Source organism: Rhizobacter sp. P2_H2, assembly GCF_056403375.1.
Genome location: NZ_JBFUFP010000171.1, coordinates 1 through 7,691, shown reverse-complemented (window position 1 = coordinate 7,691; position 7,691 = coordinate 1). Strand labels below are relative to the sequence as shown.

Genomic DNA, 7,691 nt, shown 5'->3' with positions numbered 1-7,691 from the left:
GCACCGAGGTCGCCGCGGCGGCCTTCGGCGGCGCGCAGGCGCGGCACGTCGCGCTGAACGCGATGATCGGCCTGCTGTATGCGCAGATCGCCTGGATCCTCGCCGCCGAGCGCACCCGCCAGAGCGCCCCGCTGCACGCGCCGCTGGCGCTGCTGGTCGGGATCGTCGGCGGCCTGTCGGCGCTGACGCTGCTGCGCGGTGCGCACATCGCGCGCGACGGCATGCCGGTCGCCTTCCACGGCCCGATGGCCCAGGGCTACTACCTCTACGCATCGGTCACGGCGGTGGTCACCGCGCTGACGCTGGTGTGGATGATGCTGCTGCGCCTGAACGGCCAGCTCGCCGACCTGGCGACCCGCGACGCGCTGACCGGCGTGTTCAACCGCAACGGCCTCGCGCAGGCGCTGAAGCAGCATTTCGACCAGCGCCAGGCCGCGCCGTTGACGCTGCTGCTGATCGACATCGACCACTTCAAGCGCATCAACGACACGCTGGGCCACGCCACCGGCGATGCGGTGTTGCAAGGCGTGGCGCGCGAGCTGCAGTCGCAGCTGCGCGCCGGCGATTTCGTCGCGCGCATCGGCGGCGAGGAGTTCCTGGTCGGCTGCGTCGGCGCGGACCGCGCGATCGTGCTCGCGCTGGCCGACCGGCTGCACCGCAGCATCGGCCGCCTGCAGGTGCCGGCGGCCACCGGCAGCGAGCGGATCGGCTGCACGGCGAGCATCGGCGTGTCGGCCAGCTTMGACCGCTTCGACGGCTGGGAGCCCGCCGCCTCGCAGGCCGACGAGGCGCTGTACCGCGTGAAGGCGGCGGGCCGCGACGGCGTGCAATCGCACCTGGTGGCGTGCAGGACCTGAGCCATGGCCACCGACCCGGCGCCGCAGATGCGCATCGGCGAACTGGCCGAGCGCACCGGCCGCAGCGTGCATGCGATCCGCTGGTACGAGGCACAGGGGCTGCTGCCCGGCGTGCTGCGCAACGCGGCGGGCCGGCGCCTGTACGGCGAGCGCCATGTCGGCTGGCTGGAACTGATGGAGCGGCTGCGCAGCACCGGCATGTCGATCGCGCAGATGCGGGCCTACACCGCGCTCGTGATGCAGGGCCGGCGCACGCTGCCGCAGCGCCAGCAGCAGCTCGCGGCGCACCGTGCGCAGGTCGAGGCGCGGATCGCCGAATGGAAGACGGCGCTGAAGGAGCTCGACCGCAAGCTGGCCTTCTATGCCGACTGGGTGGCGCAGGGCGCGCGCCCGCCGACGGACCCGCAGGGCCGGCCGCTGCCGCGCCCTCGCCCWCTCAAGCCGAAGACCAAGACCCTCAAGCGCTGACGGGTATCGCTTGATCTAGAGCCTGCTCTAGATCGCCCACTGGCGGCATGACCCACTCCCCCGTCAACGCCATGTCCTCCTTGTCCTCTTCTTCCGACAACAAGCTGCTGCTGCAGCGCATCTTCGGGCAGCTGGCCGTCGGCAACGGCCGGCCGCTGGTCGACGCGATGGCCGACGACTTCTGCTGGACGATCACCGGCAGCTCGGCCTGGTCCGGCACCTGGCGCGGCAAGCCGGCGGTGCGCGAGCGACTGCTCGCCCCCCTGTTCGCGCAGTTCGAAGGCACCTACACCAACACCGCCGAGCGCTTCATCGCGGAAGGCGAGCACGTGGTGGTGCTGTGCCGCGGCCGCGTCGACACCCGGGCCGGCAAGCCGTATGACAACAGCTACTGCTTCGTCTTCCGGCTCGCAGCCGGTCAGCTGAAGGAGGTGGTGGAGTACCTCGACACCGCGCTGGTGGATGCGGTGCTCGCGCCGCCGCCGCCGGCCGCAGCCTGACCGCGCATCTGGCGCAGCCAGCCGCCGGGCGTCAGGCCGGTCGCGCCCTTGAAGCGGCGGCTGAAGTGGCTCTGGTCCGCAAAGCCGGCGTCCAGTGCCGCGAGCGCGGGCGCGACGCCGGCCAGCAGCAGGCGCTTCGCGTGTTCCAGCCGCACCGCGTTCAGGTAGACGTGAGGCGGCACGCCGAAGTGCTGGGCGAACGCACGGCTCAGGTGCACCCGCGACAGCCCGGCCTCGCGCGCCAGCTCGGCCACCGACAGGTCGCGCGACGCATGGGCGCGGATGTGGTCGCGCACGCGCAGCATGCGCCGTGAACCGGCGGCCAGCGGGCTGGTGCCCGTCGCCGGTGTCTCGCCGTGCCGCTGCAGCAACCGCACCAGCACATCGGTGGTGAGGGCCTCGCCGCGCAGCGACTCCTGCGGCTGGCCGATGGCCGCCATCGCGCGCTGCAGCGCGGCGGCGGCCGGCGGGTCGTGCACCACCGGCTGCCGGAAGAAGGCGCTGGCGAGCGTGCCGGCCTCGCGTTGCAGGTGGCGCGGCAGCGCGGCCGGGTCGACGTAGAGGATCGCGTAGCCGAATCCTTCGTCGGTGCCGCGCTGGCCGTCGTGGGCCTCGTCGGGGTTGAACAGCAGCAGGTCGCCGGGCAGGCTGGCGTGGGCGGCGCCGCGGCAGTGGAAGGTCTGCACCCCGCTGTGCGTGACGCCGATCGCGTACTGCGCGTGGCTGTGCCGCTCGAACACATGCTCGGTGAAATGCGCCCGCATCAGCGTGATGTCGGGCGTGGCACCCGGCTGGAAGCGGGCCCAATCCGAAGGACTCGAGGCGTTGGCGTCGCCGGAAGGCAGGGTCGACATGTGACAAGCGTACAAGACCGTTGCCGCACGCGGCGGCAGACTGCGTGCAGTTCCACTCTCGATGCCAGGATTTCCATGAACGCGATCGACCTGCACGGCAAGCTCGAACTCTTCAGCGACCACTGGGCCCCACGCACCGTGGCCGAGTACAACGGCCACGACGTGATGGTGGTGAAGGTGAACGGCGAGTACCGCTGGCATGCCCACCCCGACACCGACGACTTCTTCCTCGTGCTGAAGGGCCGGCTGCACATCGATCTGCCGGACGGCACGGTCACGCTCGGCCCTGGCCAGATGTTCGTCGTGCCGCGCGGCGTGCAGCACCGGCCGTGGGCCGAGGAAGAAGTGCACATGCTGCTGATCGAGCCGACCGGCACGCCGAACAGCGGCGATGCGGCGACGGCCGCGCCGCGGCGCGTGCTGTGATGCCACGGGGTGGGCAGACAAAGCGCCGCCCGCGTGGCCGCTGACGGAACCGCCGGGCCGGCGCGGTCACCCACTGTCCGTCTTCAATCCTCCGTGAAAGTCACGCCGTGGGAGTTGCTCCTGTTGGAAATGCCGCGGTGCAGCTGGGCCTGATCGAGCCGCTGATCGCCGCACCCGACCGCCAGGCCTACCTGCTGCGGAAAGTGTCGATGTGCCGCGGCGGCGCCCGCGTCACGCTGGGGACGGCGGGCTTCGACGGCTCGGACGGGCAGGGGATCGACGCGCTGGCGGACGTGACCGGCGGGGACCCGCCGGGGGACGATGGAGGCTCCTTGGGCGCGGCGCCTTCCACCTCCCGGACGAAGGGCGGTGTCGCGCGTGCGACCCGCCCGTCGCGCGGTGGGCGCCGCCGGCATGGCGGCCAAGGCGATTCGCGGGGACGCGACACGCCCGATGACGGGGACAGCGACGACGAGGACCCGGAAGATCAGCCTTTCACCACCGCATAGCGCTCGAGCGTCCGCACTCGCGCCTCGTCGTGCATCACGACCGGCAGCGGGTAGCTGTCGCCGAGCCGCACGCCGGCTTCGGCCAGCTCGATCGGCCGCGCCAGCCACGGCGCATGGATCGCCTGGTCCGACAGCCCCGCCAGCGCCGGCAGGTAGCGCCGGATGAACTTGCCCGCGGCGTCGAACTTCTCGCTCTGGCTCACCGGGTTGAAGATGCGGAAATACGGCTGCGCATCGCACCCCGTCGAGGCCGCCCACTGCCAGCCGCCGTTGTTGGCCGCCAGGTCGTAGTCGTTGAGCTTCTCGGCGAACCAGCGCTCGCCCCAGCGCCAGTCGATGCCGAGGTCCTTGGTCAGGAAGCTGGCCGTCACCATGCGCAGCCGGTTGTGCATGTAGCCGGTCTGGTTGATCTGCGCCATCGCGGCATCGACCAGCGGGTAGCCGGTGCGGCCCTCGCACCACGCCTCGAACAGCGCCTGCGCGTGCTTGCCGTGCTCCCACTTGATGGCGTCGTACTCGGGCTTGAAGCTCGCGTCGACCACCCGTGGGTGGTGGTGCAGCACCTGGTGGTAGAAATCGCGCCACACCAGCTCCGACAGCCACACCGCCGCGCCCGCCGAGCCGTGGTGCATGCGCTGCGCCGCCTCGCGCGCCAGCGTGCGGATCGAGACGGTGCCGAAGCGCAGGTGCATCGACAGGTAGCTCGGCCCCCTCACCGCCGGGAAGTCGCGCGCCTCGCCATAGCGCTCGATGCGCGGCAGGAAGTCGTCGAGCAGCGCCCGTGCGCCGGCCTCGCCCGTCCCCTGGTGCAGTTCGTGCAGGTTGGTCGGCTCGAAGCCGATCTCGGCGAGCGACGGGATGTCAGCGGCGACATCTTCCGCCGGCGGTGCCAGCCGGTGCGCGTAGCGTTCCACCGGGTACGCGCTGACGTAGAACGGCTCCAGCTTGCGCAGCCACGCGTTCTTGTACGGCGTGAACACGCTGTAGGCCTTGCCGCTGCCGGTCAGCAGCTCGCTGCGCTCGAACACCACATGGTCCTTGCCGGTGTGCAGCGCGATGCCCAGGTCGGCCAGCGCGCCGCGCACCCGGGCGTCACGGGCCAGCGAGGCCGGTTCGTCGTCGTGGTTGGCGTACACCGCCTGCACGTGCAGTTCGTGGGCCAGCCGCGGCAGCTCCTGCGTGGCCAGGCCGTGCCGCACCAGCAGCCGGGCGCCGGGTGCGAGCGCTTGCAGCCGGGTGTCGAGCGCGACCAGGCAGTCGCGGATGAACTCGACCCGCCGGTCGGCGCGCGGCAGCGCATCGAGGATCGCCTGGTCGAGGATGAACCCGCAGTACACCTTGCGGGCGGCCTTCAGCGCATGGAACAGCGCGGCATGGTCCTCGGCCCGCAAATCACGCCGGAACCACACCAGCGCGGCGTCCAGCGAGGGCTCTGTAACCTTTTCCATCGGGCGAGTGTGCCGCAGTCATAAAATGCCCCGATGCCTGCCGCGACCATCAACCTGACGAACCAGTTCCTGATCGCCATGCCGGGCATGGCCGACGACACCTTCGCCGGCGCGGTGATCTACCTGTGCGAGCACACCGAGAAGGGCGCGCTCGGCCTGGTGATCAACAAGCCGATCGACATCAAGCTGAAGAACCTGTTCGAAAAGGTCGAACTGACGCTCGACCGCCCCGACCTGGCCGATGTGCCGGTCTACTTCGGCGGCCCGGTGCAGACCGAGCGCGGCTTCGTGCTGCACGAGCGGCTGGGCGGCGAAGCGGGCGAGGGCGGGCACTACAACTCGTCGCTGCAGATTCCCGGCGGGCTCGAGATGACCACCAGCAAGGACGTGCTGGAGGCGCTGTCGCACGGCGCCGGCCCGAAGAAGATCCTCGTCACGCTCGGCTACAGCGGCTGGAGCGCCGGCCAGCTCGAGGAAGAGATCGGCCGCAACGGCTGGATCAACGTCGTCGCCGAGCCCGGCGTCATCTTCGACACGCCGGTCGAGCAGCGCTACGACAAGGCGCTGTCGCTGCTGGGGATCGACCCGCGCATGCTCTCGCAAGAGGCGGGGCATGCATGAGGCCGCTGCTCCCCGCTCGTTCCTGGCTTTCGATTTCGGCACGCTGCGCGTCGGCGTGGCCACCGGCAACACCGTGACCCGCACCGCGACGCCGCTGCGCACCGTGGCGGCGGTCGGCGATGCGCGCTTCGCGGCGCTCGGCAAGCTGATCACCGAATGGCAGCCGAGTGCGCTGGTGGTCGGCGTGCCGGTGCACCCCGACGGCGCGCCGCACGAGAACACCGTCCGCGCGCAGCGCTTCGCCCGCCAGCTGCACGGCCGCTTCCGGCTGCCGGTGCACGAGGTCGACGAGCGCTACACCACCACCGAGGCCCACGCGATGGGGGCCGGCGACGTCGATGCGGCGTCGGCGGCCATCATCCTGGAGCAATACCTGCGAGCCCTGCCTTGACAAACGCCGCCTTGACCTCCACCGACAGGACCACCTGATGGGCACACTGCTTCTCGACGCCGAGGCGTTGTACACCGACCTGCAAGCGGTCGTGCGCAACCTGCTGCAACCCGACACCGTGCTGGTGGGCATCTGGTCGGGCGGCGCCTGGCTGGCCGAGCGGCTGCATGCGCAGCTGAAGCTGCCGGGCGAGATCGGGGTGATCTCCAGCGCGCTGCACCGCGACGATTTCGCGTCGCGCGGCATGTCCAGCGCCGACCCGACGCGGCTGCCGTTCGAGGTCGACGGCCGCCCGATCCTGCTGATCGACGACGTGCTCTACACCGGCCGCACGACGCGCGCCGTCATCAACGAACTGTTCGATTTCGGCCGCCCGGCCAGCGTGACGCTCGCGGTGCTGGTCGACCGCGGCGGGCGCGAGCTCCCGATCCAACCAGCCTACTCGGCGGCGCGCATCACGCTGCCGCGCGAGCAGCGCCTTCGCCTCGCACGCGACGACGACGGCCGATTCACCTTCGACATCCAGGAAGGCAGCTGATGCTCTCGAAGCGAAACCCGCAACTCAACGCGCACGGTGAACTGATCCACCTGCTCTCGATCGAGGGCCTGCCGCGCGCGGTGATCCACCACATCCTCGACACCGCAGGCACCTTCCTGAGCGTCAACGACCGCGACGTGAAGAAGGTGCCGCTGCTGCGCGGCAAGAGCGTGTTCAACCTGTTCTTCGAGAACAGCACGCGCACCCGCACCACGTTCGAGATCGCCGCCAAGCGGCTGTCGGCCGACGTGATCAACCTCGACATCGCGAAATCGAGCGCGGCCAAGGGCGAGAGCCTGCTCGACACCATCGCCAACCTGTCGGCGATGCATGCCGACATGTTCGTCGTGCGGCACGGCGAGAGCGGCGCGCCCTACCTGATCGCGCAGCACTGCGCGCCGCACGTGCACGTGGTGAACGCCGGCGACGGCCGCCATGCGCACCCGACGCAGGGGCTGCTGGACATGTACACGATCCGGCACTTCAAGAAGGACTTCAGCAACCTGACGGTGGCGATCGTCGGCGACATCCTGCACTCGCGCGTCGCGCGCTCCGACATCCATGCGCTGAGCACGCTGGGCGTGCCCGAGATCCGCGCGGTCGGCCCGAAGACGCTGGTGCCGGGTGACCTGAAGGAGATGGGCGTGCGCGTGTGCCACGACATGGCCGAGGGCATCCGCGGCGCCGACGTGATCATCATGCTGCGCCTGCAGAACGAGCGCATGAGCGGCGCGATGCTGCCGAGCGCCGGCGAGTTCTTCAAGAACTATGGCCTCACCGACGAGAAGCTCGCGCTCGCCAAGCCCGATGCGATCGTGATGCACCCGGGGCCGATCAACCGCGGCGTCGAGATCGATTCGTCGGTGGCCGACGGCAAGCAGAGCGTGATCCTGCCGCAGGTCACCTTCGGCATCGCGGTGCGCATGGCCGTGATGTCCACCATCGCCGGAAACAACGCATGAAACTCCTGATCAAGAACGGCCGGCTGATCGACCCGGCCTCGGGCCTGGACCAGACCGGCGACCTCGCGATCGCGGCCGGCCGCATCGTCTCGATCGGCAGCGTGAACGCCGATTTCC

General features: G+C 70.4%; 11 protein-coding genes. 9 read left to right on the top strand and 2 right to left on the bottom strand.

The genetic code is table 11. From position 1 onward, the window contains the following. The 3 genes from AC1D15_RS12015 to AC1D15_RS12005 form a co-directional block, all read left to right on the top strand. The coding region (locus AC1D15_RS12015) for a GGDEF domain-containing protein (protein ID WP_477826147.1) at positions 1-857 on the top strand (857 nt) is incomplete at its 5' end. A gap of 3 nt (positions 858-860) precedes the next feature. After that, complete coding sequence (locus AC1D15_RS12010) at positions 861-1,325, top strand: MerR family transcriptional regulator (RefSeq protein ID WP_477826146.1); 465 nt, start codon at positions 861-863, stop codon at positions 1,323-1,325. Positions 1,326-1,396: 71 nt separating this feature from the next. Next, positions 1,397-1,825, top strand: a complete 429-nt coding sequence (locus AC1D15_RS12005) for a nuclear transport factor 2 family protein (RefSeq protein ID WP_477826145.1) — start codon at positions 1,397-1,399, stop codon at positions 1,823-1,825. Here the strand turns inward: AC1D15_RS12005 and AC1D15_RS12000 are convergent. Further along, entirely contained in the window at positions 1,744-2,679 is a 936-nt protein-coding gene (locus tag AC1D15_RS12000; protein WP_477826144.1) for a helix-turn-helix domain-containing protein, read from the bottom strand. The genes AC1D15_RS12005 and AC1D15_RS12000 overlap by 82 nt on opposite strands. Before the next feature lie 75 nt (positions 2,680-2,754). Between AC1D15_RS12000 and AC1D15_RS11995 the strand changes: the two genes are divergently transcribed. Next, on the top strand, positions 2,755-3,105 hold the full coding sequence (locus tag AC1D15_RS11995) for a cupin domain-containing protein (protein ID WP_465114137.1): 351 nt from the start codon (positions 2,755-2,757) through the stop codon (positions 3,103-3,105). 137 nt (positions 3,106-3,242) lie between these two features. Continuing rightward, positions 3,243-3,614 carry a hypothetical protein gene (locus tag AC1D15_RS11990; protein WP_465114136.1) on the top strand — a complete coding sequence of 124 codons (372 nt, stop codon included), beginning with the start codon at positions 3,243-3,245 and terminating at the stop codon, positions 3,612-3,614. On the opposite strand, the gene AC1D15_RS11985 is transcribed toward AC1D15_RS11990, so the two are convergent. Continuing rightward, positions 3,593-5,062, bottom strand: coding sequence for a cryptochrome/photolyase family protein (locus AC1D15_RS11985; RefSeq protein ID WP_477826143.1), 1,470 nt, complete (start codon positions 5,060-5,062; stop codon positions 3,593-3,595). The two genes, AC1D15_RS11990 and AC1D15_RS11985, sit on opposite strands and share 22 nt — an antisense overlap. Before the next feature lie 33 nt (positions 5,063-5,095). Between AC1D15_RS11985 and AC1D15_RS11980 the strand changes: the two genes are divergently transcribed. From AC1D15_RS11980 to AC1D15_RS11965, 4 genes are read left to right on the top strand one after another with little or no spacing between them, the layout of a single operon-like run. Continuing rightward, a complete protein-coding gene (locus tag AC1D15_RS11980; protein ID WP_047499672.1) occupies positions 5,096-5,683 on the top strand; it encodes a YqgE/AlgH family protein in 588 nt (195 codons plus the stop codon). After that, on the top strand, positions 5,676-6,074 hold the full coding sequence (gene ruvX / locus AC1D15_RS11975) for a Holliday junction resolvase RuvX (protein WP_477826142.1): 399 nt from the start codon (positions 5,676-5,678) through the stop codon (positions 6,072-6,074). Before AC1D15_RS11980 ends, ruvX begins: the two co-directional genes overlap by 8 nt. Before the next feature lie 37 nt (positions 6,075-6,111). Further along, on the top strand, positions 6,112-6,612 hold the full coding sequence (gene pyrR / locus AC1D15_RS11970; protein ID WP_047499677.1) for a bifunctional pyr operon transcriptional regulator/uracil phosphoribosyltransferase PyrR: 501 nt from the start codon (positions 6,112-6,114) through the stop codon (positions 6,610-6,612). After that, complete coding sequence (locus AC1D15_RS11965) at positions 6,612-7,574, top strand: aspartate carbamoyltransferase catalytic subunit (RefSeq protein WP_477826141.1); 963 nt, start codon at positions 6,612-6,614, stop codon at positions 7,572-7,574. Before pyrR ends, AC1D15_RS11965 begins: the two co-directional genes overlap by 1 nt. Positions 7,575-7,691: the final 117 nt, after the last annotated feature.